This is a genomic window from Lamprocystis purpurea DSM 4197, from assembly GCF_000379525.1.
Taxonomy (GTDB): Bacteria; Pseudomonadota; Gammaproteobacteria; order Chromatiales; family Chromatiaceae; genus Thiodictyon; species Thiodictyon purpureum.
In genome coordinates, this window is sequence record NZ_KB902501.1 from 1 (window position 1) to 23,861 (window position 23,861).

19 protein-coding genes are annotated in these 23,861 nt (G+C 68.2%); 10 read left to right on the forward strand and 9 right to left on the reverse strand.

All coding sequences use genetic code 11. The features are described from left to right. Window positions 1-244: 244 nt before the first annotated feature. On the reverse strand, window positions 245-2,065 hold the full coding sequence (locus A39O_RS33755; protein ID WP_020505625.1) for a sulfatase-like hydrolase/transferase: 1,821 nt from the start codon (window positions 2,063-2,065) through the stop codon (window positions 245-247). Between the two features lie 259 nt (window positions 2,066-2,324). Between A39O_RS33755 and A39O_RS0115750 the strand changes: the two genes are divergently transcribed. Then, window positions 2,325-2,504 (forward strand): hypothetical protein, encoded by a 180-nt coding sequence (locus tag A39O_RS0115750; protein ID WP_020505626.1) that lies wholly within the window; start codon window positions 2,325-2,327, stop codon window positions 2,502-2,504. Window positions 2,505-2,680: 176 nt separating this feature from the next. On the opposite strand, the gene arfB is transcribed toward A39O_RS0115750, so the two are convergent. Both arfB and A39O_RS0115760 read right to left on the reverse strand, forming a co-directional pair. After that, entirely contained in the window at window positions 2,681-3,103 is a 423-nt protein-coding gene (gene arfB / locus A39O_RS0115755; protein WP_020505627.1) for an alternative ribosome rescue aminoacyl-tRNA hydrolase ArfB, read from the reverse strand. Beyond that, window positions 3,100-3,516, reverse strand: a complete 417-nt coding sequence (locus A39O_RS0115760; RefSeq protein ID WP_020505628.1) for a hypothetical protein — start codon at window positions 3,514-3,516, stop codon at window positions 3,100-3,102. The genes arfB and A39O_RS0115760 overlap by 4 nt, the downstream gene beginning before the upstream one ends. Before the next feature lie 804 nt (window positions 3,517-4,320). Here A39O_RS0115760 and A39O_RS0115770 point away from each other — a divergent pair. The 9 genes from A39O_RS0115770 (at window position 4,321) to A39O_RS40865 (ending at window position 16,424) form a co-directional block, all read left to right on the forward strand. Next, entirely contained in the window at window positions 4,321-5,334 is a 1,014-nt protein-coding gene (locus A39O_RS0115770) for an AAA family ATPase (protein ID WP_020505630.1), read from the forward strand. Between the two features lie 3 nt (window positions 5,335-5,337). Further along, entirely contained in the window at window positions 5,338-6,273 is a 936-nt protein-coding gene (locus A39O_RS0115775) for a DUF58 domain-containing protein (RefSeq protein ID WP_020505631.1), read from the forward strand. Window positions 6,274-6,712: 439 nt separating this feature from the next. Next, complete coding sequence (locus tag A39O_RS0115785) at window positions 6,713-7,285, forward strand: DUF4381 domain-containing protein (protein WP_020505633.1); 573 nt, start codon at window positions 6,713-6,715, stop codon at window positions 7,283-7,285. Then, complete coding sequence (locus A39O_RS0115790) at window positions 7,282-8,268, forward strand: VWA domain-containing protein (protein ID WP_020505634.1); 987 nt, start codon at window positions 7,282-7,284, stop codon at window positions 8,266-8,268. The genes A39O_RS0115785 and A39O_RS0115790 overlap by 4 nt, the downstream gene beginning before the upstream one ends. After that, window positions 8,258-10,309 carry a VWA domain-containing protein gene (locus tag A39O_RS0115795; RefSeq protein WP_020505635.1) on the forward strand — a complete coding sequence of 684 codons (2,052 nt, stop codon included), beginning with the start codon at window positions 8,258-8,260 and terminating at the stop codon, window positions 10,307-10,309. The genes A39O_RS0115790 and A39O_RS0115795 overlap by 11 nt, the downstream gene beginning before the upstream one ends. An 88-nt stretch (window positions 10,310-10,397) precedes the next feature. Beyond that, window positions 10,398-12,218 (forward strand): BatD family protein, encoded by a 1,821-nt coding sequence (locus A39O_RS0115800; protein WP_026199459.1) that lies wholly within the window; start codon window positions 10,398-10,400, stop codon window positions 12,216-12,218. A 375-nt stretch (window positions 12,219-12,593) separates the two neighbouring features. Further along, window positions 12,594-15,257, forward strand: coding sequence for an EAL domain-containing protein (locus A39O_RS36690; protein ID WP_020505637.1), 2,664 nt, complete (start codon window positions 12,594-12,596; stop codon window positions 15,255-15,257). Between the two features lie 36 nt (window positions 15,258-15,293). Continuing rightward, window positions 15,294-15,989 carry a hypothetical protein gene (locus A39O_RS33765; RefSeq protein ID WP_157640167.1) on the forward strand — a complete coding sequence of 232 codons (696 nt, stop codon included), beginning with the start codon at window positions 15,294-15,296 and terminating at the stop codon, window positions 15,987-15,989. A gap of 105 nt (window positions 15,990-16,094) precedes the next feature. Next, a complete protein-coding gene (locus A39O_RS40865) occupies window positions 16,095-16,424 on the forward strand; it encodes a hypothetical protein (RefSeq protein WP_157640169.1) in 330 nt (109 codons plus the stop codon). Here A39O_RS40865 and A39O_RS0115815 read toward each other — a convergent pair. Genes A39O_RS0115815 through A39O_RS0115840 form a run of 6 tightly spaced genes read right to left on the reverse strand, consistent with a single transcriptional unit; the run spans window position 16,421 to window position 23,826 of the window. Continuing rightward, on the reverse strand, window positions 16,421-16,822 hold the full coding sequence (locus A39O_RS0115815) for a hypothetical protein (RefSeq protein ID WP_020505639.1): 402 nt from the start codon (window positions 16,820-16,822) through the stop codon (window positions 16,421-16,423). The two genes, A39O_RS40865 and A39O_RS0115815, sit on opposite strands and share 4 nt — an antisense overlap. Window position 16,823: 1 nt before the next feature. Further along, window positions 16,824-17,462, reverse strand: a complete 639-nt coding sequence (locus A39O_RS33770; RefSeq protein ID WP_157640171.1) for a glycine-rich domain-containing protein — start codon at window positions 17,460-17,462, stop codon at window positions 16,824-16,826. Window positions 17,463-17,478: 16 nt separating this feature from the next. Next, window positions 17,479-18,180, reverse strand: coding sequence for a hypothetical protein (locus A39O_RS0115825; RefSeq protein WP_020505641.1), 702 nt, complete (start codon window positions 18,178-18,180; stop codon window positions 17,479-17,481). Continuing rightward, a complete protein-coding gene (locus tag A39O_RS0115830; RefSeq protein WP_157640173.1) occupies window positions 18,177-19,082 on the reverse strand; it encodes a hypothetical protein in 906 nt (301 codons plus the stop codon). Before A39O_RS0115830 ends, A39O_RS0115825 begins: the two co-directional genes overlap by 4 nt. 3 nt (window positions 19,083-19,085) lie before the next feature. Next, entirely contained in the window at window positions 19,086-23,522 is a 4,437-nt protein-coding gene (locus A39O_RS36695) for a tape measure protein (RefSeq protein ID WP_020505643.1), read from the reverse strand. Further along, entirely contained in the window at window positions 23,512-23,826 is a 315-nt protein-coding gene (locus A39O_RS0115840; protein ID WP_020505644.1) for a DUF1799 domain-containing protein, read from the reverse strand. The genes A39O_RS36695 and A39O_RS0115840 overlap by 11 nt, the downstream gene beginning before the upstream one ends. Between the last annotated feature and the right edge of the window lie 35 nt (window positions 23,827-23,861).

Below are 23,861 nucleotides of genomic sequence, written 5' to 3' on the forward strand. Positions count from 1 at the left end.
GGCCTTGATCAAGATTCCGGCCACTTGGGCTCGCCGGGTGCGTAGTCAGGCCATCCTGGCCTGACACCGTCAGGGCTGGAAGCCCTGACTACGCACGCCGCGGGCGGGGATTACGATCAAGGCCAACATGCATTTCGCGAAGGCGCTGTCGTGGCCGCCCTGGAACTCGATATGGATATATCGCCTTCGGACGTGATAACCGGATGTAGGGGCGGGTTTCAAACCCGCCCCTACACCAATCGCCTTAACGCGAATGCACCGCTGCCGGCGGCTGTGTCGGCGGATGTTGCCCGGCCGCCGCCTTCAAACGGGGCAAGAGATCATAAAGCGGCGGGTTGTTCGGCGCGAATTCGGTCTTGACCTGCGGGGGATATTTGACGAGATCATCCATGTAGGGCTTGAGCGCCCCCTGAACCAGCACCTCCAGCGGGAGGTGGCGCAACCCGACCGTCACGTCCTCCCGCGGATCGGTGTAGAGGTTCACCATCACCACCCCGCCGGTTTCCGTGGCGATGGGGCCGCTGAAGCCGCCGGTAAAGCCTTTCTGGAAGAAACCGTCCTCGATTTCGGCCGTGAAGATGTATTTGAATTCGTCAACGCGGATTGCCGAAAGATATTGCAGCAGGGTATAGATGCGGCTGCGGCGGGCCGATTCACCCTGATCGGCAAGCAGCAGGCCGGTTTGGTCGATGCCGTCGATATAGGTCGACTTGGGTACCAGGTCCGCGACTTGGGCACCGGGCTTGCCGGCGAGCGCGATGCTGGTATTGAAGAGGTCGGCGAGGTCGAACAGCCCCTCCGAGCGGCGCGGCTGAATCATGCCCGGCCAATAGACGAAGGTCGGCACCCGCTGCCCGCCCTCCCAGCTCGACCCTTTACACCCGCGGAACGGGCTGCGCCCGGCCGGCGGCACCTCGCACTCGGGGCCGTTGTCGGAGCTGAAGAAGACCAGGGTGTTCTCAAGCTGCCCGGTCTCATCCAGGGTCTTCACCAGTTGACCGAGGATGTGGTCCATTTCCACCATGCAGTCGCTGTAGACGGTGCGGGCGCGCGAGCGGCCGGCCCATGTATCGGACGGGTAGTTGTCGAAGTGACAGCCGCGGGTGCCGTGGTAGAGAAAGAACGGCGCCTTGCTGTCCTTCATCTTGCGGATGAAGGCGATGCTGTAGTCCATCCAATTGCGGTCGAGATCCTTGATGCTGTTCAGATCGATGACCCGGCCATTCTCGCACGCCTGTTTGTTGGCCGGGGTGCAGTGGACCTCGGTCTTGTTGAACGGCATCTGCTCCATCATCCGGAACCGGGCCGGGCTCAGCGCAACCTCCGGATTGAAATAGATGTCCCGCCACTCGCTGTACATGTCGGAGACGCTGAGGAAGCCCAGGAAGTCATCGTAGCCGGTGTTCTGCGGCAGCGAGCCCTGGTTCTCGCCCATGTGCCATTTGCCGACCGCCTGGGTGACATAACCAAGCTGCTTGAGGATCATCGGGAGCGTCGTCGCGCCCTCCAAGCCGCCCGGCTGGCCGTACATGGGCGGATAGAGCAGACCATGATGCAGGGGGTTCTGGCCGGTGTGGATCGAAGCGCGGGTCGGTGAGCAGGAGGGCGTGGAGTAGGCCGAGGTGAGCACCAGGCCCCCGGCGGCCAGCCGGTCCATGTTGGGTGTCTCGTTGCCGACCGCGATGCCGCCGCCGTTGAAGCCCGGATCCATCCAGCCCACGTCATCCAACAAGAAGATCAGGATGTTGGGCTTCTTGCCGGTTTTCTTTTCCAAGGCCGCGAGCTTGTCGCGGGCTTGCTGTTCCTGCGCCGGGTGTGCGATGACCGGGTACATGTTGTCCGCCGGCTTCACGTCCTTCAAATGAATGAACTGGTCCGGGTGGTCATAGCCCGCGGCGGTCGTCGGACCGGTGGCGGCGCCGCGCGGGTTCGCTGCCGGTGCGTCGGCCAGGGTCCCGCTCGCCGCGAGCGCCAGGGCCAGGGCCAGGGCCACGGCCACGGCCACGGCCAACGTCAGTGCCGCCGCACCATGCCGGGGCGAGCGGGTCGGAAAGCATCGGCTCATGATCGGTGTGTCCTCTACATGCTTGATTGAGAAAGGATGCGCGAGGCGTCCGCCGACTGACACGGGGGTTGACGGTGGATCGATCGTCGCGGTCGGACGGGGCACCTGATGCGCAACGACACGGACTTCTTCGCGAATCGCGGTATGATGAGGCGTCGCAAAACCTCAGTAAAGACGAGGCTTCGCAATTTGTTCGATTGAAAGCCGGCCTGGAATCAACAGGCGGGCTCACGCCGATGTTACGCGAGGAGAGCAAGCCATGCGCCTATTCGACGCCGAGCCATCGATTATTCAGGATCTAAAGGACGAGAGCGACGTGCTGACCGAGAAGTCGGGGGTCTCCTTCACCGTGGTCACCGCCCGACACCCGACACTCGGCAAGCTGGTCATCGTCATCGGCAAGGATGGTTCAGGGATGGTCGTGGAAACGGACGAATAGCCGGTCGTCGACCGGTTTAGGCGATTGCCGGAAAATCCTGTGCCAGATCGCGAAGGATTTTCGTCTGCCTTCAAGGAGCGCCGACAGGAGCATAGCAGGGCTATGTGACTGTCGGCACGACGGGGAAGGCGGGCGAAAAGACGAGCGAGATGGTATAGGATTTGACAGAAATCGCCTTAGTCGTCCGCCTGGTGACGCCCGCGCAGTTGCTTGGTGGCGGAGGTGGCGCGCTTGGTCTCCAGCCGCCGCTCCTTGGACGCGCGCGTCGGCTTGGTGGCTACGCGCGGCTTGGGCTTGTGGGCGGCGAGCCGGATCAGTTCCACCAGACGCTCGCGGGCGTCCTCGCGGTTGCGCTCGCGGGTGCGGAAGCGATGGGCCTCGATCATCAGGACGCCATTGTTGTCGACGCGCCGGCCGCCCAGCCGGATCAGCCGCCGCCGCACGTCTTCCGGCAGCGACGGCGAGCCGGCCACGTCGAACCGCAGTTGCACCGCCGTCTCGACTTTGTTCACATTCTGGCCGCCGGGCCCGGGCGAGCGGATAAACCGCTCTTCGAGCTCGAGCGGGTCGATGCGGATGCGGGGAGTGATCTGGATCATGACGCTTGCGCTGCTGCCGGCGGGCGCGGCGCTACCTGATCCCCAGCCGCACCGTCATTCGCGAGGTGCTCAACCGGGTTGGCCCCGAGGCGCGCTGGATCGCGCGGAGCAGCGCCGGCATAGCCGCCGCTAATGGCTCCTGGGATCGCCGAGACAGCGTGAACCAGGGGCGCAATGAACAAGAACCGCATATTCCCGGATAGACCAATAAAGATCAGATAGAAAATGGACATGACCGTGATCCCTGCAATCGCCAGGCAAAAGAAGATAGCGACGATCTCACTGGCCTTATAATTTGGTGCAGACACGGCAAATTTCGCCATCTGGTATGGAACCAGCGTGGTCATTAGAAGGGCGAGCAAAAATAAGGCCCATCCTTCACTGAGTTCGTTGCGGTCAACGAAGAACGTCAAAAATCGCCCATTTGTACTCCTCGCTACCGTGACGATATGCCTAGCCGGCGAAGTTCACCAAGAACCCCGCAGTTTGTCAAAGGCGGTCCGCTTCCGTGGTCGCGCAACCTCGAACCAGTCACCGTCCACGGAAATGGGGAAGGTACCACGAAATCCGGCGCTCGCGCCGCCCCGGACCGGTGATGCCCCATCCTCACACAAATCCCCCGGCGGAGGCGACTTCTAGGGTCAAGCTCGCCGAGCCGGGATCGATGGGTAGGAGGTCGTCGCCGCGCTACGCTTGGCGCGTGCCCCGGCGGGGGCCTCGATCGCCGTCCCGGCCACAAGAAAACCGGAGGCCGAGGCTTTACCGTGAAAGTGCGTAGTCAGGCCATCCTGGCCTGGCGGCGTCGGGGCTGGAACAGTCAGGGCTGGAAGCCCTGACTACGCAGCCTTGCATGCCGACAGTTGCGACCGTGGTCGAGAGGACGTTCATGTTCCGGGGTGACGCAGGCGTCATGGCCGTTAACCGGAGGGTGCCCGAAGGGCGGTGTCTTGCCTTGATGGAGGCCGCCGGCTAAAGCCTCGGCCTCCGGTTGCCGGGTAGTGCTTCTTGAGCCGGATGCGGCTCGCCGAGGCCACCCGGAGCCGTTCGCGTGCCCGATCATCCCGCCGGCCGCCTTGCTGGACCTGATCCGGCGCGCATGATGGCTTACCCATCTGTAATAAAGCGGTAAGCCGCCGGCCTATCCAAACGCCCGCGAATTTCAGACAATCCACGCCTGAAGGCCCGCGGTCCGGGCCATCCGACAGAGGAGCATCGCCTTGGATCAGACCCTATCCGACCCGCCATCAGACCCGCAGTCCGATCAGGCACACGCCCTCGCGGCCGAGTTCGCCGCCTTGCGTGATCGTGTCGGCCGCGTCATCCTCGGTCAGGCCAACCTGGTCGAACGGCTGCTGATCGCCCTGCTGGCCGATGGGCATCTGCTGGTGGAAGGCGCTCCGGGGCTGGCCAAAACCACCGCCATCAAGCAGTTGGCGCTGGGGCTCGAAGGGGATTTTCACCGCATCCAGTTCACCCCGGACTTGTTGCCGGCCGATCTGACCGGCACCGAAATCTATCGGCCCAACGACGGCACTTTCCGCTTCGACCGCGGGCCGATCTTCCACAACCTGCTGCTGGCCGACGAGGTGAACCGGGCTCCGGCCAAGGTGCAGTCCGCCCTGCTGGAGGCGATGGGCGAGCGGCAGGTGACCGTGGGCCGGGAGACTTATCCGTTACCCCGCCTGTTCCTGGTGATGGCGACCCAGAATCCGATCGAACAGGAGGGGACCTATCCGTTGCCGGAGGCCCAGCTCGACCGCTTTCTGATGCATGTGCGGGTGGACTACCCGGACGGGGCGACCGAGCGCGCCATCCTGCACCTGAACCGCGACGAGGCGCTGCGCGAGGGTCCCGAGGCGGCCGGGGTTCGGCTGAGTCAGGCGAGCATCTTCGCCGCCCGCCGCGCCATCTTCGGCCTCTACATGGCCCCCGAGGTGGAGGACTATCTGGTGCATCTGGTGATGGCCACCCGGCGGCCGCTGGAGTATGCCGCGGACCTGGGCGGCTGGCTGCGCTTCGGCGCCAGCCCCCGCGCGACCCTGGCTTTGGATCGGTGCTCCCGCGCCCGCGCCTGGCTCGGAGGGCGCGACTACGTTTCGCCGGAGGACCTCCAGTCCGTAGCCCCGGACGTGCTGCGCCACCGGGTGCTGCTGTCCTATGAGGCCGAGGCCGAGGGCAAACACCCCGACGACTTCATCGCCGCACTGCTGGCGCGCGTCCCGGCGCCTTGAGCGATGTCCTTCCTCGCGTCGACACCATCGCCGGAGGCGCAACCCGGCATCCGCGCCGGGCTCACCGAGTTGATCGCCCTGCGCGAACAGGCGCGGCGGCTCGATCTGGCCCCGCGCGGGCGGGTGCTGGCGACCCGCAGCGGCGGTCATCTGTCGCGTTTTCGCGGGCGCGGGATGGAGTTCGACGAGTCGCGGGTCTATCAGCCGGGGGACGACCCGCGCAATATGGACTGGCGGGTCACCGCCCGGGCCGGCACGCCCCATGTGAAACTGTTTCGCGAGGAACGGGAGCGCCCGGTGTGGCTGCTGGTGGATCAGGGACCGGCCATGCGCTTCGGGACCCGTGTCGCCTTCAAGTCGGTGCTCGCGGCGCGTGCCGCGGCCCTGCTCGGCTGGGCCGCGGTGGACCGCGCGGACCGAGTGGGCGGCTTGGTGTTCGACGAGACCCGCCATCTGGAGCGGCGGCCGGCGGCCCGCGGCGGCGGGTTGCTGCCCTTGCTCGAGCGCCTGACCGAGCCCCCCATGGCCGGCGGTCGGGGTTATGACTCACTGGAAGTCGCGGCCGGTCACCTGGTGCGGCTGGTGCGTCCGGGCAGCCTGGTGGCGGTGATCAGCGATTTTGCCGGTGTGCACCCGCAGTCCGGCCGGTGGCTGGCACAGCTTGCCGCGGGCAGCGAATTGCTGCTGATCATGGTACACGACCCCATAGAAGCGGCAGCGCCGCCGCCGGGTCGTTATCCGGTGACCGATGGCCTGCGCCGCGGGGTGCTGGACCTGACCGGAATGCGCAGCCGGGCGTCCTATGAGCAGCGCTACGCCACGCGCACCCAAACGCTGGAGTTGTTGGCGCGGCGTCATCGGGCCCACCTGCTGCAGTTGGTGACTGACGAACCGGTCGGCCCCGCGCTGGCCCGCGGGTTACGGGCGCGGGCCGGGTGAGGCCGATTCGTCCGCATATGCTTGTCGAAAAAGGTATTTCACGCGAAGGCGCGAAGGCGTAAAGAAGGAATCGGACCATGGATCACGCTGTGATGATTGACTGGTAAACCGCGCCCGGCGCGGTATGCGATGTTTTTGGCCTTGATCATGGTTCCGGCCACTTGGGCTCGCTGGGTGCGTAGTCAGGCCATCCTGGCCTGACACCGTCAGGGCTGGAAGCCCTGACTACGCATGCCGCTGGCCGGGATTACGATCAAGGCCATGTTTTTGGATAGGATCGGCCCCGGCAGACTCGACGATTGCTGGAGCCGGCGCGGTTTACAGTTCGAAAAAATTTAAATTTTCAGCCGCGTCTCCACCGAAATGAGTTAAATCCGCAAGGCCAAACACACCATGAAAACTACGCATTTCACGCTGGAGGCGGTTTAGCGACCCGCCGATGGCCGACCCCACCCTCATTCCTGCTCCCACGACCCAGTCGCCGGCCATGGCCGACCCGCTGGCCGGGCTGCGCGACTGGCATCTGCCGGAGCCGGTGGCCTGGTGGCCGCCGGCCCCTGGGTGGTGGCTGGTCGCCGGGCTCGCCCTGGCCGCACTCGTGCTCGGCTGGGCGCTGTGGCGCCGTCGGCGGCGCCAGGGCGCCGCGGTCCGGGCCGCCCTGAGCCGGCTGGCGGCGCTGAATCAGGCGCTGCACACCGGCGGCGATCAACGCCGCTTTACCGCGGAGGTCTCGCAACTGTTGCGGCGGCTGGCCCTGATCCGTTATCCGCGCGAGCGGGTGGCCGGGCTGACCGGGTCCGCCTGGCTCGCTTTCCTCGATACGACCGGCGGGGGTGACGGGTTTACCCAGGGTCCCGGACGGGTGCTGGCCGATCGCCCCTATCGTGCCCCCGGTGATTCCGCGCCGCGCTCCAACGACCCGGCGCTGACGGCCCAACCGGACCTGGACCCCGTCGCGGTGACGGACCTGGCCGCCCGCTGGATCCGCGCCCAGCAGGAGACGACACCATGATCACGCTCTCCTGGCCCTGGGTGCTGGCGGCCTTGCCCCTGCCGCTGCTGGCCTTGCTCCTGCCCCGCGCTAAAGCGACCGGCGGGGCCGCCCTGCGGGTGCCTTTCTATGGTGAATTGCCGGGGATCGCGACCGGCGCGGCGCGGCGGCGCCCCTGGTGGCAACGCCTCGCCGCCGTCCTGGCCTGGGTGCTCCTGGTGCTGGCGGCGGCACGGCCGGAGTGGGTCGGGGACCCGGTGAATCTGCCGGTGTCCGGGCGCGATCTGATGCTCGCGGTTGACGTGTCGGGCAGCATGGAGCAGGAAGACTATGAGCTGGACGGCCGGATGGTCTCGCGGCTGGCGGTCATCAAAGCGGTGGCCGCCCGCTTTGTCGAGCGCCGCACCCAGGATCGACTGGGCCTGATCCTGTTCGGCAGCAACGCCTATGTGCAGACGCCCCTGACCTTCGACGGCCGCACGGTGGCCACCATGCTGCGCGATGCCGTGGTCGGGCTCGCCGGTCGGGAGACGGCCATCGGCGATGCCATCGCGCTCGCGGTCAAGCGCCTGCGCGACCAGCCGGACGACAATCGGGTGCTGATCCTGCTTACCGACGGGGCCAATACGGCCGGTCAACTGGAACCCCTGGCCGCCGCGCGGTTGGCCGAGGAAGCGGGGGTGCGCATCTACACCATCGGCATCGGCGGCGGCGAGATCGGCATCCGCACCCCGCTGGGGATGCGGCTGATGCGCCAGGGGGGCGATGTCGATCCGGAGACACTCAAGCGCATCGCCGAACTCACCGGAGGGCGTTTCTTCTCCGCCACCGGCCGCGCTGAACTGGAGGCGGTGTACGACGAATTGGATCGGCTGGAGCCGAGCCGCCGCGACGAGCGCACCTATCGGCCGCGGGAGTCGCTGTTCGTCTGGCCCGCGGCTGCGGCGCTGATCCTGAGTGTCCTGATCGCCCTGCCGGGCCTGGGGGTGCGCAATGCCGGCTGATCTGCACTTTCTGCGGCCGCTGTGGTTCCTCGCCCTGATCCCCCTCGCCGCCCTGGTCATTGGACTGTGGCGCCGCCGCCAAACCGCCACTGTCTGGCAGGGCCTGGTGGATGCCCATCTGTTGCCGCATCTTCTGGTTGGCGAAGAGTCCCGCCCGCGCCGCCTTCCCTTTGCCTTGCTCGCGCTGGCCTGGTTGGCGGGCGTGACCGCGCTGGCCGGACCGGTCTGGGAACGCCTGCCGCAACCGGTGTTCACCACCGGGGCCAAGCGGGTGATCCTGCTGGACCTGTCGGCGAGCATGAATGCCGCGGATCTGGCGCCCTCACGGCTGGCCCGAGCGCGTTTTGCGGTCCTGGACCTGCTCAACGCCACCCACGAGGGGCAGGTCGCCCTGATCGCCTTCGGTCCGGATCCCTATATCGTCTCGCCGCTGACCGGCGACGCCCAGACCATCGCGGCGCAGGTCCCGCGCCTGACCACCGATCTGATTCCGGTGCCGGGTCCGCGCCGCCCGGAGCGCGCGCTGGCGCTGGCCGGCGAACTGCTGGCCCAGGCCGGTGCCGGCGGCGGCGAGGTCATCCTGATCAGCGACGGGGTCACGGAGCGCGGAGCCGGACTGGGCACCCTGGTCAACGGGGCGGCCCGCGCCTTGGCGGCGGCCGGCCATCGGCTGTCGGTCCTCGGGGTCGGGACCACGCAGGGAGCGCCTGTGCCTGATGCGAGCGGCGGCTTCTCCGCGATCGGCAACGGTGCCATCGCGCTGTCGCGGCTCGACCGCGGGGCCCTGGAGACCCTGGCGCAGGTCGGCAACGGCCGCTATGTGGAGTTGGACCCGGCGGGTCGGGACACCCAGACACTGATCACCGCGGGGGCACCGGCCCCCCTGGGTGCGATGGTCGAGCAACAGCACCTGACAGCGGATCAATGGCGCGAGGAGGGTCCGTGGCTGCTGCTGGCCCTGCTGCCGATCGCCGCGCTGGCGTTCCGGCGCGGCTGGCTGGTGCCGGTCATGGCCCTCGTCCTGGTGCTGCCGCCCGGCCCCGGCTGGGCCTTCGGCTGGGACGACCTGTGGCGCCGGCCGGATCAGCAGGCGGCCAGAGCCTTCGCGGCGGGTGACGCCACGGCCGCGGCGGAGCGCTTTCAAGACCCGGCCTGGCGCGCCGCGGCCCGTTATCGCGGCGGCGACTATGCGGGCGCCGTCGACGACCTTGCCGGACTTGAGGGGGCCGAGGTCGACTATAACCGCGGCAACGCCCTCGCTCGCCTGGGCCAGTTGGACCAGTCGATTGCCGCCTATGAGCGCGCGCTCGAACAGGCCCCGGATCATGCCGACGCCCGCGCCAACCTGGAGCAGGTCAAACGGCTGCGGGACCAACAACAGCAACAAAACCCATCGTCCGAGCAAGGGCAGCCGGGCGAAAACGGTGAGGGCGAGGACGCATCGACCGGCGCGGACCAGGATTCCCAGGGCGGCGATCAGCCGCCGGACGCTGCCGATCAAGCAGGCAAGCAGAACGCGGATCAGCCTCAGGACCAGCAAGCCGGCCCCGGACAGGACGGGGCACAACCCCAGGAGGCCGGCGGGCAGGACAACGCTTCAAGCGCGCGCCCCGGCGACACCGCGAACACTCCGGCGGACACCGAGCAAGCGCCGGCCGGTCAGGACCCGGGAACGCCGGGGGCGCCCGATCCGGCGGCCGGGCGCACCGGCCAGTCGGCACCGCCCAACGCGGGCGATCTCGGTTCCCAGGATCAGGCGGCGGAACCCGAGGTGTCGCTTCCGGATGCGACCGACGCCGATCCAGACGCGAACGAGGAAGGGCCTCAGGCCGGCGCCACGCCTGGCCAACCGCCGGGCACCACGGCGCAGGCCGGGACCGCGCGCCGCGCCCAGACCGGTGCCGCCGATCTCAGCATGGAGGAGCGTGAGCAACAGCAGGCCCTGGAGGCGCAGTTGCAGCGCGTCCCGGACGACCCGGCCGGTCTGCTGCGGCAGCGCTTTCTGTTACAGCATCTGCGGCGGGAGGGGCGGTTGCCTTGATCCGTAGGGTCCGCTGTGCGGACCAACGACCGCTTGCCGCGAGTTGGCACGGCCGGAATTCCATGCTTCAAGTTCAGTCATAATCCTCATGCACAGACCCATCACTACCTGGCTTTCACTGTTGATGCTGTTGCTTCTGGTCGGACCTGCCGGAGCGGCGGACGACTTCAGCGCGGAGTTGGACCGGACCCAGGTGCGCGCCAATGAAACCTTGACCCTGCGGCTGCGTGCCGAGGGTCGGCTCGCGGGCGAGCCGGACCTGACGCCGTTGAACCAGGATTTCGAGATCCTGGACCAGAGCAGCGGCACCCGGATGAGCATCATCAACGGCGCCGTCAGCCAGACCCGTGAATGGACCCTGGAGTTGGCCCCGCGGCGCGGCGGCCGGCTCCAGGTCCCGCCGCTTGCGCTCGGCGGCAAGCAGTCGAGCCCGGTCGCGGTGGAGGTGCTACCGGCCGATCAGGCCGCCGCGGACACTGGTTCCAAACCGATCTTCGTGGAGACGCGGGTCGAGAACGCCACGCCCTATGTGCAGCAGTCCTTTGTCTATCGGATCCGGGTGCTCTACCGGGAACAGCCGCGACGGGCAGTCCTGTCCGAGCCGCAAGCCGAGGGGGCAACGCTGGAACGGCAAGGGGAGGATCAAAGCAGCTCCGAAACCATCCAGGGGCAGCGCTATACGGTCATCGAACGCCGCTACCTGGTGGTACCGCAGCGCAGCGGCCCGCTCACCATCGCGTCGCCGCGGCTGGAGGCGCTGCTGCCGGAGAGCCGGTCCGCGGGGCGCCGCGGCCCATTCGCCGATTTCAATGATCCCTTCGGCAACGCGCCCTTCCAGGACTTGCCGGATCTCTTCGACCGGGGTTCCGGCCGCCGCGTGATCGAGCGGGGGCAGGATCTGACCGTCCAGGTCCGCCCCCAACCCAACGTCGGCACCGCAACCTGGCTGCCCGCCGAGTCGGTCCAACTGTCGGAGGAGTGGACCCCGTCCCCGCCGCGTTTTCGCGTCGGCGAGCCCGTCACCCGCACCCTGGTGATCACCGCCCGCGGTGTCACCGCGGCCCAGTTGCCGACCCTCGATCCCGGCACCCCCGAGGGCGCCAAGGTCTATCCCGAACCGCCGAAGGGCGAAGACCTGCCGGGCACCGCCCCGACCGCACTCAAGACCCTCAAGATCGCCCTGGTACCGAGCCGCGCGGGTGAACTCATCCTGCCGGAGGTCCGCGTGCCCTGGTGGGACACGACAGCGGATCAGGAGCGCGTCGCGGTGATCCCGCTACGCCGGGTCCAGGTGGAACCGGCGCCTGGTGAACCAGCATCACCGCCGCCAGAGACCGCGGCGGCCAACCGCCCGGCCGCGTCCGCGCCCAACCAAGTCAGCGCGGACGCTCCGCCGGCCGCGCGTGACACCGGCGTCGACTCATCAGCCACCGACAGCACCAAGGTCCCCTGGCCCTGGCTGACCCTGTTGTTCGCGCTCGCCTGGCTCGCAACCCTGTCATGGAATCTGCTGCGGCGATCCGGGCGCGGCGGGACGGGGCAAGTTACAGCGGCCCGTATGAAACCGCAGCGCGGCGAGGCAGCGGCGCGGACTCGGGTGCGCCGGGCCTGCACGGCGGCTGATCCCAGGGCCGCCCGTGCCGCCCTGCTCGATTGGGGACTGGCGCGCTGGCCGCACGACCCACCCCGCGGGCTGGGTGACATCGGCACGCGCCTGGGTCCGGCGGGAAGCGCAACGGCAGACGTACTGGAACATATCGACCGGGCGGTTTACGCTCCCGGCGGCGCAGCCTGGGACGGGGCCGCGGCCTGGCGCGCGTTGGAGCCGACCTTGCGAATGGCCGAGCACCAGAGGCGGGCATTACCGGTCGACCCACTACCACACCTCTACCCGCGGCCTGAGGGTTGATATAGCCTTCGTACCTGATATCCAGTAGGGGCGGGTTTGAAACCCGCCCCCACGTCCGGTTCTGGCGTCGGAATGCTATACCTATCACAAACGCCAATCCACGTCTTGAGCCACGGAGTTAATCGTGTATCCTGTCGACTGTCAGCCAGCCGGCAGATGCTCCCCAGTCCCGGCCCAGGTGGCACCACTGAATGACGCTATTGAGTGGCACCATCGGGTGAGTCAGACGATAAGGCCGATCGGGGATTCAGCGGGCGGGCCGCCCGGTCCCCAGTCAAAACGAATCGCACAGCCTGGCTCGAAGACCATGACTCCGCCCCATCCGCCACGACTTGGCTTCGGTCCGTCCGGCCCACCCCGCAGGGAGGCCGGGGGGTGAACAGCGTTCCCGGCGCAGGCCGCTGGCGGTGGTCCCTGGCGCTGATCACGCTGCTCATCCTGGGGCTGGCAGTTCCGGGTGACGTCAGCGTGCCGGACCGGGTCGACGTTGCCGCCCACGCGCCCCTCGGTTGGAGTCCCTGGCTGATCCTGGGCGCCCTGACCCTGGCCCTCATGCTGCTGGAGCGGTGGTTGCTCGCCCCGCTGCGCCGCTTGCGCACCTACGCCGAGCAGTTGGCCGCCGGTCGCTACGAGGGCGTGTCAGGGGTCGGCGGCATCGGCGCAGTCGCCGACTTGGCCGCCACACTCGACCGTTTGAGCGAACAGCTCCGGGCACAGGACAGCCTGCAAGCCACCGACACGCGCCCGGTTGCGGTCGAGCGCAAGCAGATCGAACGTGCGCTGTCCTATCTGGAAGCATTGGACACGGTGTTGGTCGAAGCCTCGCGCACCTTGCTGACCGCCCAGCCCGAAGCCCTGGATCACGTGGTGATTCGCGTCCTGGGCGCCGTCGCCCGACGCATGGATGTGGAGCGTGCCTGCCTCTATCAAGTCAGTCACGATAGCCAACAGTTGAGCGCCACCCATGAGTGGTGCGCGATGAACGTCGCGGAGCGGCGGGTCACGGCCGACCCCGTACCGCTGGCAAGCCTGCCACGCTGGATGGACACCCTGCGCCATGGGGAAAGCGTCTCCATCGGTGATATCGACCTGTTGCCGGACCCCTGGTCGCTGGATCGCCGGATCCTGCTGGCGCAGGGTGTCCGCGCGGTCCTGGCAGTTCCGTTACGCGTCGGCGGCCGGTTGGCCGGCTGCGTCGTCACGGAAGTGGAAGGCGCACCGCGAACCTGGCAGGATCCCGAAATCCGCGTCCTGCGCCTGCTGGCGGATCTGATCGGTGTCGCGCTGGAGCGGCATCGGGTCCAGCAAGAACTGGTTGAAGGCCGGCAACGCCTGGAGGAGGCCGCGCGCTTCGACACCCTCACCGGCCTGCCCAACCGCCGGCTGTTGGCCGAACGCATGCGCGAGGCCATGGGCGTAGCGCTGGAGAGCGCCACCGAATTGGCCGTTTGCTCCCTTGATCTGGACAGCTTCAAGGCGATCAACGACGCCTGTGGCCAGGCGGTCGGCGACCAGATACTGGTGGCGGTTGGCGCCCGACTGCGTGACCAGATTCGCGAAAGCGACACCGTGGCACGACTCGGCGGTGATGAGTTCGTTCTGCTGCTGGGCGGCTTCGAGAATCCGCTGGAATGCGCCAACCTGCTCGACCGTCTGATCACGGCCTTGGCGCAGCCCCATGTTGTCGGGGACCAGGAACTGCGCGTGACCGCCAGCGCCGGCGTCACCCTCTTCCCGCGGGACGCGAATGATGCCGACACCTTGTTGCGCCATGCCGATCACGCCATGTACCGGGCGAAACAACGCGGGCGCAATCGCTATCGCTTCTTCGACCCGTTGCGCGACCGCCGTGTCCATGACCGTCTCTCGCAATTGGAGCGCATCGGTGCGGCGATCGACAGCGGCGAGTTGGTGCTCTACTATCAGCCCAAGGTGGACATGCGCCGCGGCAAGGTCATCGGAGCCGAGGGCTTGGTGCGCTGGCAGCATCCGGAAAGAGGCCTGCTGCCCCCGGGTGTCTTTATTCCACTGCTCGCTGGAACCGAGTATCAGCAGCGGCTCGACTGGTGGGTGCTGCAGGCGGGTCTGAATCAACTCCAGACCTGGCATGACCATGGACTTGACCTGGAGCTCAGCCTCAACATCTCGGCCCGTTCGATCCAGCATAACGACTTCATCCACAACCTGGATGAGCAATTGCATGCCCACCCCGGACTTGCGACGGGCGTGCTGTCGCTGGAGATCTTGGAGTCCGAGGCCTTGGGCGATCTGGAGGCGGTCGCCCGGGTCATGCTGCATTGCGCCAGACTCGGGGTGCGCTTCGCCCTCGACGATTTCGGGACGGGCTATTCCTCTTTGACCTATTTCAGGCGTCTGCCGGCCCAAGTACTCAAGATCGATCAGACCTTCGTGCGCGACATGCTCCGCTCCCCGGACGACCGCAACATTGTCGAGGGCGTGGTCGGGCTGGCCCACGCCTTCCGGCGGGAAGTCATCGCGGAGGGGGTGGAGTCCGCCGCCCACGGATTGATGCTGTTGCGCTTGGGCTGCAACCGCGCTCAAGGCTATGGCATCGCGGAGCCCATGCCGGCCGGGCAGTTCCCGGACTGGGTGAGCCGCTACCGCTTCCCCGCGTTGTGGCGCGTCACCGCCGAGTTCGAGTGGTCGGAGCCGCTTCTGGGTCTGTTGACCATGGAGTCCGAACACCGCGACTGGGTGGCGAGCCTGATCCGCGCGCTCGGCCCGAACGCCAACCAAACACCGCCGACCCTGGAGGAAAAGTGGTGTGGATTCGGCCGCTGGTACCATGCCGAAGGGCGCCGTCTCTACGGGACACTGCCGGCGTTCCGGCAACTCGATCCGCTGCATCACGGCATTCATGAACTGGCGCGCACCCTGACCAAGGCACGCGCGCAAGGCCAATCGACCGAGGCGGCAATCGCGGACATCATTGCCGCCCGTGACGGTTTCATCATCGCCCTGCATGCCCTGCAGGAGCAGGTCTTGAGCGAGGGCGTCGCCGAGACGGGGCCGGGCTGATCCGGATATTTGCACGCCCAGACGCCAGGACGCCACATGCCAGAGCCGCACGAGCCAGTTCCCCCATCATCATCCCCCGCCCGGGGCCAGGAGCAAGCGCGGCAGATCCAGGCCGATCTGACGCGGATGCTTTACGCACAGGCGCCGCCGGGGCTTGCCGTCACCGCGGTCAACGGCCTGCTGGTGGCGGCCGCCATGAGCTTGGTCAGCAGTGCGTGGGCGGCTTGGACCTGGTTCGGCTCGCTGGTGTTGGTCCTGGCAGCGCGTGCCTTGCTGCTGGTGCGCTTCCACCGTGCCCCCCACCTGCACCCCGATGCATTCTGGTCCAGCCGGTTCGCGCTGGGGGCCGCCGCCACCGGTCTTGCCTGGGGTCTGTCCGTGGTGCTCCTGCCGAGTGACGAACTCGCGTATCAGGTGTTCCTGGGGTTCGTCATTTCCGGCATGGCGGCCGGAGCCATCCCGACACTGAGCCCTCACCTGCTGGCCTATCGCGCCTATTTGCTGGCCGCGCTGGTCCCCTTCGGCATCCGCATGGCGATCCTGGGTGATCAACTCGCCTATACGTTCTTGGTCATCGTGACATTGTTCGGGTTGTTCATGTGGATCAACGCCCGTCGCTATCACGACACCTTGCGGCGCTCATTGGAATTGGGCCGCGCCAACCTGGATCTGGTGGCTGACCTGACAGGCGGCGTGCGAAAGATTTCTCCCAAAAACGCGAAAGATTTATAAAAAAGACTGTTGGCCACACCAACAGTTTGTTGAGCGATTCCCGTGAAACCGCCCGGCACGGGGGAGGACGACGGACCAACCTCCACCACCCGACGAAGTACCCGCATGAAATCCACACCCGATCGTTTGATTCCCGCCCTGCTCGCGGCCTGCCTCGTGGCCTCGTACCAGGTCAGCGCGCGCGATCATGCGCGCCTCACCGGCACCAGCCAGGCGGCAGGGATTTACCAAGTGATCCCAGGCACGCGGACCCCGGATTACGGTCGCCGAGTCGGGGAGATACGCGACGGGGTGGTCTACCCGACGATCCCCGGCACGCGCACGCCGGACTATGGGTCACCGCGAGCGACCCTATGTAACGGAACGCTTAACCCGGTAATCCCCGGCACCCGGACGCCGGACCCGGGGGCAGCAAGCCACTGGTTAGAACGTTAGCTGCCGCGTATCTCGGAAGGCCGCACGTCCGCCAGCAGTCCGGCGGCGACCAGGTAGCCAAGCCCCGCAATCAGGTCCGGGTCATCGGCGCGCACCCGCCCGCCGCTGACGACCGTCGCCCGCGCCATCGTGAGTAGGGAGGCGATCAGCGGGTCGGTCGACGCGGCCGCGATGATCGCCACCCGCTCGGCGAGGGTGAACTCCCGCATCAGTTGCAGCTCGTCCCAGGTCTTCACCACCGGACCCGAATCCGGCGTGACAAACCGGGAGCCGGTCCACCGATCCCCCGGCGATGCCTCAAGGCCGTTGCCAAGCACCAGCCCGTTTGGCCACTCCCCCGGCTCCCCCACAATCACATTGCGCACAGTGTCACCGTCGACCAGGGCAAGCCGCGTCATCTCACACCTCCACCCAGATGATGCCGGCGGCACCGGCCCCGCCCAGGCTGCCCGCGACGGCGTAACAGCCCCCGCCGCCAGCACCCGGCCCCGGGCCAACGCCCCCGTTCACGCTACCACCCGCTCCGGGCGCCCCGCCCGCGCCGAAGAGCGTCGCGCCCCCAGCGCCCGCCAGATACCCAGTATTATAGCCCGCCCCGGCCCCGCCGGCCACCCCGACCAGTGTCAAGTGCGCGGGGATAGCCCCGCCCAGCCCCCCCACACTGGCGCCGGCGCCCACCTGGCCCCCGGCCGCGGCCACGCCCTTCAGGCTTGAGCCGAACCGCGTGATCCCGCCCGCTGTCGGCGCCGCCGCCAGCGTACCCGCCGCGCCGCCGGCCCCGATCACATAGCCAATCACCTGCCCCGGCGTCACCGGGAAGAACATCCGATGAATGGTCGCTCCCGCCCCGCCGCCGCCGCCTTGATTTGTCGGCGCGCTAAACCGCCCTTGGCCCCCCGCACCGCCGCCCACCAGCGTCAGTATCAGCCGGGTCACCCCCGCCGGCACGGTGTAACTGCCGGAGGACGTCAAGGCCGCGCATTGGTTCAGGTTGGCGATGCCGGACGCGAGCGCCAGCAAGCGGCTAGGGATACCCATCAGCGTAATCATACCGTCAGCTCCACGTTGTCCCGGTCACGTTGCCCGCGCTGTCGTAGCCGATCGTCAGCGTCGCCACCGGGGCCAGGGCCGTGTAGTGCGTCCCCGCGTTAATCGAATGGGCGAGCGCCGCCGCCGTCACGCAGCCCGCGGCGCCGCCCGCCACGCCCCAGGTCAGCGTCGCCCGATAGCGCTCCACGCCCCGCGCCCATACCAGACAGGCGGGTTGCGCCGGATCGACCGGCGCCGAGACGCCATCCACCCCGGTGGCCGTTAACGCCCACCCCGGATACACCCCCGTGCCCAAAATCAGCGCGGCGGCAAAATGCAGATCCGGGTTCAGCGGCACCCAGGCCCCGGTCAAATCGGTCACCGGGTCCACCGCGCTGCCGGCAGCGGTGCGCCGATACACTCGCCCGTCCGCGCCGATACACACCGCCCATTGCGCATAGCTGGTGCCGGCGCTGTAGGGCGTGGCCGTGCCCTGCGACACCACCGCCGCCGCCGCTTCCTGCGCGCTGGTGACAGCGACCGTGGCCGCCGCCAACGCGCCGTTGGCCGCCGCCCCCATGGCGTTGGCCTGGCTCGCGTAGCCATTGAGTTCCGTGCCGAACTGCACCAGCGCATCCACAAACGCATCCGCGCGCGGGTCGAAGTTCACCGGATCGGCCCGCGAGGGCGGGTCGGGCAATGCGGCAATGATCACGCTGATACTCATGTCATCCCCTCCAGGTTGAGCGTGCACGTGGTTTGATTGAGGCCGCCCAACTGCAGGGCGAACTCCTTATAAATGCCGAAAATCCGCAGCGACTCAAACGCGGTATCCGGGCCGTTGCAATCCCAGATCACCGGCACCGCGCGCACCGCCGCCAGTTGCGCCTGCACCGTGTCGGCGTGCGCATCGGGCAGCGTCAACCGCAGCGTCGCCCGCTTGGCATACGCGCGCTGCACCAGCTGCGTCTCGCCCCACTCATCGGTCTCCTTGCGCGAGTAGTCGGTGATGCCGACCTCGGCATCCACCAGCGTCTCGCCGAGCCACACCGCCCGCCCGATGGCCAGGTGCCCGACCCCCACCATGGTGTCGGCATCGCCCGCCACGGTCACCGTCAGCGCGAAATTCCCAACACTGCGGGGAAACGCCAGCACCAGCGCCCCGACGTATTCGAACTGCGTGAACCACCAGTCGGACCACGACGCCGACCCGCCCGATCGCGCCAGGCTCCGCGTCATCGACCACGGGGCGGCCCCGTTGGCGATCAGCGCCTGCTCCACCGTCACCTGCTTGGCGCCGGTCAGGCCGAACAACCCCAGGTGCGAACAGCGCTGCTCCACGGCCACCGTCACGGTCACCGCCGTGGTGTCCTTGGTCGCGCTCGACACCGAGGCGTCCAGCATTTTGTAACGATTGCTCGCCCCGAGGTCGAGCCAATAGGTGGGGTTGGTGGCCGGCGCATTGTTCGTGCCCGCCTGCACCGCCTCATAATCCGTGCACCAGTCGGCCGTCGCCACACTCACCCGCGCCCCGATCGCGTAGGTACGCGTGGACAACCACGCGGTCTCATCCGACAGCGGCGCGGTCGCGGCCGTCAAGGTCATCGCGGCAGGACGAATCAATTGCATCGCTCAACTCCGTGCGGCCGGCAGGCCGTCATAGTCCCACTGCTCGAGCACGCGCCCCGCGGTCTGCGCCAGGCGCAGCCGTTGCGCGTGCGCCTCGCGCAGTTGGGCGCGCAACCCCTGCACCTCGGTGAGCAGCGCATCCGTCGCGGGGGGCGCCGCGGCGACGCCGTTCAGCGGAATAATCGCCTCGGTACCATGCAGCATCACCGGATAGCCGCTCGCCGGACCGCGCGCGATACCGCCGGCGGCGAACCCCGGCAGCCGTTCTGGGCGGTCACCGCCCGCGGTCCGCGCCAGGGCCTCCACCTGCGCGGTCACGCGCGCCACCGTGCGCGCGTACTCCAGGCGCGTGGCCGACTCGCGCTTGGCTGCGGCTAGGTAGGTATCGGCGTAGCCGGTCAGCCCCTCCAGCGCCTCCCGGTCGCCGGCGCGCGCCGCGCTGTACTGCGTCAGGAACGCCGCGCGCGCCGTGGCGTAGCCGTCCGGCCCCTCCGCCAGGGCGGATTCCGCCTCCCGCACCCGCTCCACCCACTCCATCAGACTCTTGCCGAGGTCCCGCAGCGCGTCATCGGCTGCTTGTTTCCGCTGCGCGAAGCCGGCCGCTGCCGCCGCATTGGCGATGTTGCCGTCATCGTTCGCCGCGGCATAATACGTCTGCACCGCCGCCGCCCAGGCCCCGGCGCCCGTCCCCAGCAGGCCCACCACCGCCGCGATGCCGCCCAGCCCCTCGATCGCCGCGGCCAGGCCCTCGATCGACAGCGCGCCGATATCGATCCCCAGCGCCGCTTGGCCCAGCGCATTGGCCTGCGCGCGCGCGGCCTCGAGCTGCGCCTGTTGCTGCTGCGCAGGGGTCCACAGCAGCCCCTGCAACGTCGCTTCAGCCGCCTCGGCCGCGCTGTAATAGGCGTCCATCGCCTCCGCCATCCCCATCACCCCCACATAAGACTTGCGTCCTGCGTCGGTCGACAGGTCGAACGACTTCACCAAGTCATCCAGCGCCGCGCGGGTTGGCGGCACCGCCGACCCCAGCGCGGCGAAGGTGCTGGTCATCGCGGCGTTCTGGGTCGCCGTCTGCTCGGCCACCGTGGTGAACAGGCTGGCGTAGGTCCCCTGGAGCTGGGCGAGGTTATCCACCCCGCCGGCCACCATCACCAGGCTGGCGGTCGCGCTCAGCGCATTGTCGCCCAGGTGCATCCCCGCGGCCTGCAACCCCGCGGCGATATCCGGCAACTGCCCCTCCAGGACCTTGAGCTGCGCGACCGTCTCCATGAACCCGCCGAGATCGCTGCTGCCCCCGTCCGCCCAGGCCTGTTTCACCATGTCCCCGAGCACCCCGGTGGTGGACTGCACCATCGCCTCGGCCATCGCCTGCGTCTGCTCCGTAATCCAGGCACCGATCTCCTCCGGGGCTTTCGGCGCCGCGCCCGTGCTGAAATTCGCCCGTGCCGCCGCCGCCTCGTCCCCCAGTTGGGAGGCCAGCGCATCCAGGTTCGCATTGGCTTGATCCTTGGCGGCGTTGATCTCCGGCACCGCGCCCGACTTGCCCAACGACTGGTTCGCCCCGGCAAACTCCAGCCGCCCCCCCGTTGTCGCCATCGTCGCAATCGGCGCCTTCGCCTCTCCGCCCCCCAGCGCGTTGCCCGCCACGGCGCCGAGCACCGCCCCGATGATGGTCCCGATCACCGGCACTACGGAGCCCATCATCGCCCCCGCCGCCGCGCCGGTCAGCCCCATCGCCCCGCCCACCGCGGCGCCGCCATAGAGCCCGGCGATCCCGCCGACGCTCCCGCCGAGGCCGGCATAGGGCGAATCGGGGTACATCGCTGAGCCGATAAACCCACCCGCCAAGCCGGCCCCGGCGCCCGCCCAGTTGGCGACCCCCATCATGCCAGCCTGCGCCCCGCCCAGGCCGCTGCTGTACGTCAACCCGGCCGCGGTCGGCGCCGCCCCGCTGTAACCCAGCCAACTCGCCCCCGTCTCCAGCCAACTCGCCGCCGTCGTCCCCATGCTGCTGCCGCCGAACAGCTTCGACAGCGACCCCACGACATTGGTCAGGCTCCCGCCGCTGCCGCCGCTGCCGGCGCTGCCGCCGCCCACCACCTGCGTCAGCCCGCCCGTGGTCCCGGTCAACCCCGACACCACGCCCACGATCTCGACGAAAATCTTGTTCACGGCCAGTTCGATCAGCCGCTTTTTCGCATAGTCCACAAAATCATCGAACGACAGCTTGCCGGCCGCCAGCCCGTCCACCAAGGTGGAGCGGAAGCGGTCGAGCATATCCACCGTCACCGATTCCAGCGTCCCCGCCGACTCTTCGAGCCCCGCCACATAGGCCGCCAGGGGTCCCTGCGACTTGGCATACGTCAGGCCGATCTGCTCGAGCGCCCGCTGATACTCATCAGCGGTAAAGACCCCGGCCTCAAACGCCTGATCGAGATCCCTCGTCTCCTTGGTATAGGCGTCCATCGCCGACTGGCTGGTGCCGTAGGCCGCCCCCAGCGCCTGCATCTGCTCGGTAGTCAGCGGCGCCGTCTGGTTCAGTTCCGCCAGGCGCTGGTTGAGCGTCGCCAGCACCGCGTTCGCCCCGGCCTGACGCTGCTCCACCGACAAGCTCAGATCGTTCTGAATGCCGATGATCGTCTGCGCCGCCTCCATGCGGAGGCGCACCTCGTCGCTGGCCGATGCGCTCTGCAGCCCCAGCAGCTTCTGCGCGGCCGCACTCTGCACCTGGTAGATCGCGTCCTGGCGCTCCTGTTCTAAGGATGCAACAGTCGCCTTGATCACCGCCGGATCGGCATCCGGGTTGCGCTGGGCCGCGGCAATCTTGGCCGCATACTCCGCCTCGATCGCGGCCACCTGGCTGGTGCGCCCGGCCACCGACGCCACCATCTGCTCGGTGAACGCGCGGTTGGCGTCCAGCCGTCGTTGCTGCGACTCCGCCTCGGCCTTCCTGGCTGCTTCGGCCGCGGCCGTCTCGGCTTTGCGCGCCCCCGCCAGTTCCACGTGCCAGCGCTCATTCGCCAGCGGCACGGCCAACCCAAATCGTTCCGCATTCTCCGCCACCCAGCGATAGCCGTCGCCGGTCGCCTTGAGGTCGGCCGCCATCCCCTTCTCATGCTGGCTATGGCCAGGCGGCGCCACCCACTTCCGGGCCGCCGCCGCGCTGCCGTACTTTTTCAGCGCCCCGGCCCACAGTTCCGCCTGCCGCTCGGTCGTGCGCAATCCCGAGCTGATGCCGAGCGTGATCCCTTGCGCGGAGGCGGCGCTGATCATCGCCGTCAGATTGGACGCAAACTCCGCATTCAGCCCCTTCGTCATGCTCGCCACGCCCGCGGTCACCGCGGCGGACACCACCGGCGCCGCCGTTGGCGCCTGAATCTCCTTAATCTTCGCCTTCAGCCGGTCCAGTTCCTCCACCGTGCTGCGGATCTGCGCATCCATGCCCGCGGTGTTCACCAGCCCGGCCGGGCTGTTCTCCAACGCCCGCGCCCGCGCGTCCCGCAGCTCCAGGAGCTTCAGCGTCAACTCCTCCACCCGGTGCTGCAAATCATCCAGCGGCGCATCCAGGTTACCGAGCCCGACCGCCGCCCGGCTCAGCCCGGTATCCAGCGCCCCGGTCAGCGACTTCCAGAGATCCGACAGATGCAGCTGATCATCCATCCCCTTGAGCAGCCGCTCCCAGGAGGCCCCCAGCCGCGCCTGCTGCTGTTCCAGTAGCACCGGGATCTGGGCCATATCCCCGGCCAGCCGCTCAAAGGTGGTGCGAAACGCCTCCTCCAGGATCTGCGGCGTCAGCTTGCCTTGCTCCGCCATCGCCTTCAGGCTGTCCGTCGTCTGCAAACTCTTTTGCAGCGTCTTCTCAAGCTCCGCGGTCAGTCCGCCCGCCGCGTCCTGCATGATCTGGAGTTCTTCCCACTGCGCGGCGCCGCCGCCCAGCGACTGTGCCAACTGCTGCGCGAACGAATTCGCCTGCGCCGCATTGCTACCCAAGGCCGTTAACGCCGTGGACAGTTTGCTGGCGAACGCAATGGTCTCATCGAAACTCTTGCCGAGCTTGGTCATCCCCGGCGACAGTCCCTGCACCTGCTCCGCCGCGCTCTGCATCGACACGCCGAGGTCATCGGCCATCTGGATCAGCTTGGCGAACCCCGCGTCCCCGCCCAGGCGCGACATCCGCACCGTCATCATCGCGAGATCGTCCGACACCAGCGCCACCTGGCGCGAGAACGCCACCGCGCTGGCCAGCGTCGCCACACTGAACACCCCGACCAGTTTGCCGGCCAGCGCCGCGGCGGTCGTGCTCAGGCGGCCAAGCTCAGTCCCCGCCTGCTGGCCGGCGGCCACCACCTTCTTCTCGGCCGCCGCCACCCGCTCCAGGCCGGTCACCGCCGCGGTGCCATCCGCGTTGAGCTTGATCGTTAACTTCAGATCACCGGCCATGGCCCGCTCCCGCTGGTGGTGCCTGCTGTGCTTGCCGTGCGGTGCGCACCGTGCGCAATTCCGCCTCCAGTTCCCGCAGCGCCTCCCAGGTCGGCGCCGCGTCCGCCGCGGCGATGCCGTGCAGGTCGAACAGCGCGCGCACCGCGCCGCGGTCAAACCCCTCCTGGAGCGCACCGCCCTGCAGTCCCGGCACCTGATAGGTCGGCAACGCGTCGATGAACAAATCGATCACGGGCAGGTTCTCCGGGAACACCTCCGGCGCCTGACAGGCCGCGCACCAGGTGCGTTCGCCGCGGATCGTCATGCAGCCATCACAGGCGTGCGCGCTATAGCGACTGC

Coding starts and splice junctions, on each gene's coding strand:
- A39O_RS33755 (WP_020505625.1), bottom strand. CDS start 2,065: ATGAGCCGATGCTTTCCGACCCGCTCGCCCCGGCATGGTGCGGCGGCA.
- A39O_RS0115750 (WP_020505626.1), top strand. CDS start 2,325: ATGCGCCTATTCGACGCCGAGCCATCGATTATTCAGGATCTAAAGGAC.
- arfB (WP_020505627.1), bottom strand. CDS start 3,103: ATGATCCAGATCACTCCCCGCATCCGCATCGACCCGCTCGAGCTCGAA.
- A39O_RS0115775 (WP_020505631.1), top strand. CDS start 5,338: ATGTCCTTCCTCGCGTCGACACCATCGCCGGAGGCGCAACCCGGCATC.
- A39O_RS0115785 (WP_020505633.1), top strand. CDS start 6,713: ATGGCCGACCCCACCCTCATTCCTGCTCCCACGACCCAGTCGCCGGCC.
- A39O_RS0115790 (WP_020505634.1), top strand. CDS start 7,282: ATGATCACGCTCTCCTGGCCCTGGGTGCTGGCGGCCTTGCCCCTGCCG.
- A39O_RS0115795 (WP_020505635.1), top strand. CDS start 8,258: ATGCCGGCTGATCTGCACTTTCTGCGGCCGCTGTGGTTCCTCGCCCTG.
- A39O_RS0115800 (WP_026199459.1), top strand. CDS start 10,398: ATGCACAGACCCATCACTACCTGGCTTTCACTGTTGATGCTGTTGCTT.
- A39O_RS33765 (WP_157640167.1), top strand. CDS start 15,294: ATGCCAGAGCCGCACGAGCCAGTTCCCCCATCATCATCCCCCGCCCGG.
- A39O_RS40865 (WP_157640169.1), top strand. CDS start 16,095: ATGAAATCCACACCCGATCGTTTGATTCCCGCCCTGCTCGCGGCCTGC.
- A39O_RS0115815 (WP_020505639.1), bottom strand. CDS start 16,822: ATGACGCGGCTTGCCCTGGTCGACGGTGACACTGTGCGCAATGTGATT.
- A39O_RS33770 (WP_157640171.1), bottom strand. CDS start 17,462: ATGGGTATCCCTAGCCGCTTGCTGGCGCTCGCGTCCGGCATCGCCAAC.
- A39O_RS0115825 (WP_020505641.1), bottom strand. CDS start 18,180: ATGAGTATCAGCGTGATCATTGCCGCATTGCCCGACCCGCCCTCGCGG.
- A39O_RS0115830 (WP_157640173.1), bottom strand. CDS start 19,082: ATGCAATTGATTCGTCCTGCCGCGATGACCTTGACGGCCGCGACCGCG.
- A39O_RS36695 (WP_020505643.1), bottom strand. CDS start 23,522: ATGGCCGGTGATCTGAAGTTAACGATCAAGCTCAACGCGGATGGCACC.
- A39O_RS0115840 (WP_020505644.1), bottom strand. CDS start 23,826: ATGACGATCCGCGGCGAACGCACCTGGTGCGCGGCCTGTCAGGCGCCG.